Source organism: Oleiphilus sp. HI0066, assembly GCF_001635725.1.
Map to the genome: position 1 here is coordinate 1 of NZ_LWFH01001032.1, position 2,383 is coordinate 2,383.

The window sequence follows — 2,383 nt, forward strand, 5'->3', positions numbered from 1 at the left end:
TTAGTAACTTTTATAGCATCATTAAGTACCTTCAGAAATCGCTTATTGAGACGAATCCGCTATATAGATTGCTTTGGCGGAATCGTTTTTATTTTCGTTGGGGTTAGTGTGGCAGTAAGTTGGATTAAGTGAATCAAGTATTACGATAAGGTTGAAAGTATGTCGAATTATGAACCCAAAACTAACTATTGGGCCGAAACACATCGTGTCGAAAATGTCCCAAAAAAGCTCGTAGACTACAATTCGTTTTGCTCTGACAAGGCGCTTTTAGAGGCCGTTAAGGTTTTTGGCCCGGGTATCGATGCCAAAGCTCTTACAGAGTTTGGTTTGCTAACTGGTAGTGAAAGGCTTATAGATCTTGGTTTTGATGCTAACCACTACAAGCCGGAATTACATACCCATAACCGACGTGGAGAGCGGGTCGACGAAATTAAGTACCACGCTGCTTATCATGAGTTAATGAACATATCTTTAGCTCACGGTATTCATTCGAGTCACTGGGAGGGTTCGAATAGTGGGCATCACATCGAACGCGCTGCAATGAGCTATATGATGACACAGGTCGAGGCAGGGCATGGGTGTCCTATTACGATGACTTCTGCATCAATTCCTTCTTTACGCCGCCAACCAGATCTTTACGAAAAGTGGGCCCCTAAAATTCTAAGTCGAAGTTATGACCCAAGAAATATCCCCCATTCTCAAAAAGATAGCGTTACGATTGGAATGGCGATGACCGAAAAGCAAGGAGGGTCTGATGTTCGGAAAAATACGACACGCGCATACCCCGTTTCTAAGTCTGGAGGAGGAGCGCTGTATGAGCTTGTTGGTCATAAGTATTTCGTGTCCGCGCCAATGTGTGATGCTTTCTTAGTGCTGGCTCAAACTGACCAAGGCGTGTCGTGTTTCCTGGTGCCGCGATGGAGAGAGGATGGTACGAAGAATCCGATTCAGATCCAAAAGTTAAAGAACAAGATGGGAAACGTTTCGAATGCATCGAGTGAGACAGAGCTACGTGGCGCGCAAGGATGGTTGATCGGCAAGGAAGGAAAGGGTGTGGCAACCATAATAGAAATGGTCGCGATGACACGATTTGACTGCATGATCGGATCAAGCGCGGGGATGCGCCAAGCCGTCGTGCAAGCTATTTCGCATTGTAAAGAAAGGGAAGCGTTTGGAAATAACTTACGAGACCAGCCCTTGATGAAGAATGTATTGGCTGATCTCGCAATCGAGAGTGAGGCCGCTATGTTAATGACAATGAGAATGGCGAAGGCACTCGAGAATTCAGATGACAATGAAAAAGAGTCGATGTTGGCACGTCTCGGAACGGCGGTAGGAAAATATTGGATATGTAAACGTACGCCAGCGCATGCGTATGAAGCAATGGAATGTATCGGTGGTATGGGTGTTATGGAAGACACGATAATGCCGCGTTTATTTCGTGAATCACCGATTAATGCCATCTGGGAAGGAAGTGGGAACGTACAATGCTTAGACATGTTACGAGCTATCTCGCGTTCACCGGAAACCCTGGATGCAATCTTCGAAGAACTCGATAAAGCAACTGGTAAAAGTATATATTTTGACGATCACCTAAGGCATTTGAAATTACAACTAGAGGACAAAGAGCATATTGAGTTTCGTTCTCGGACGATCGTTGAGCAGCTAGCGTTAGCATTACAGGGTGCGTGTTTACTACTTTACGGGAATGAAGTCGTAGCAGAAGCATTCTGTATGTCTCGTCTTCAAAATGCACCAAGCGCCTACCTATTTGGTACCCTCCCAACTATGGTCGATTGCGACTACATTATTGATAGAGCGGCGATATGAGCAACGTTTCTGAGTATGAACTTTGGACCTATAGTGTTGTAGGCTTAGTTTGTATTGTCTTATTGAGCTGGGCGATTACAAAACAGCTTCGAGCATTGAAGCAAGAAAATAACGCTAGACGAGAGTTAAGACTAAAAGAAGCTGAACGACGTAAATTTTTGTTAGACAGCGTTTATGTGCTTTGTAAATCGGTACTTGATAAGCAAGTAGAAATCTCTGAGGCCTGTATGCGGGTTAAGCTCTTAATAGATCATTTTGATTCAACACTGCATGAGCGTCATGACTTTAAAGTATTTAACGATGTATACGATCGCTTAGAGCATATGCCGAGATTTGAAGCGAGGAAGCGTTTATCTAGGCGTGAAATGAAGGCCCTAGATCAAGAGCGTTATGAAGTCGAAGCCGAATATGAGGACGAAGTTAAAAAAGCGTGTGTCGCTTTGCTAGCCCATTTGTCTTCTTTACACTAAACGGCATGTTATTAGGAATGCAACTAGTAAGGAAATTATATGTTAAAGCGCATTTTAATCATTTCATTGGTGATCTGGTTTAC

2 protein-coding genes are annotated in these 2,383 nt (G+C 43.7%); both read left to right on the forward strand.

Translation table 11 applies throughout. The features are described 5' to 3' along the window. The first annotated feature begins 159 nt into the window (after nt 1–159). Nucleotides 160–1,830 carry an acyl-CoA dehydrogenase family protein gene (locus A3738_RS12450; protein ID WP_068482620.1) on the forward strand — a complete coding sequence of 557 codons (1,671 nt, stop codon included), beginning with the start codon at nt 160–162 and terminating at the stop codon, nt 1,828–1,830. Then, complete coding sequence (locus A3738_RS12455; protein ID WP_068482618.1) at nt 1,827–2,300, forward strand: DUF2489 domain-containing protein; 474 nt, start codon at nt 1,827–1,829, stop codon at nt 2,298–2,300. The genes A3738_RS12450 and A3738_RS12455 overlap by 4 nt, the downstream gene beginning before the upstream one ends. Nucleotides 2,301–2,383 lie beyond the last annotated feature (83 nt).

Coding starts and splice junctions, on each gene's coding strand:
- A3738_RS12455 (WP_068482618.1), top strand. CDS start 1,827: ATGAGCAACGTTTCTGAGTATGAACTTTGGACCTATAGTGTTGTAGGC.
- A3738_RS12450 (WP_068482620.1), top strand. CDS start 160: ATGTCGAATTATGAACCCAAAACTAACTATTGGGCCGAAACACATCGT.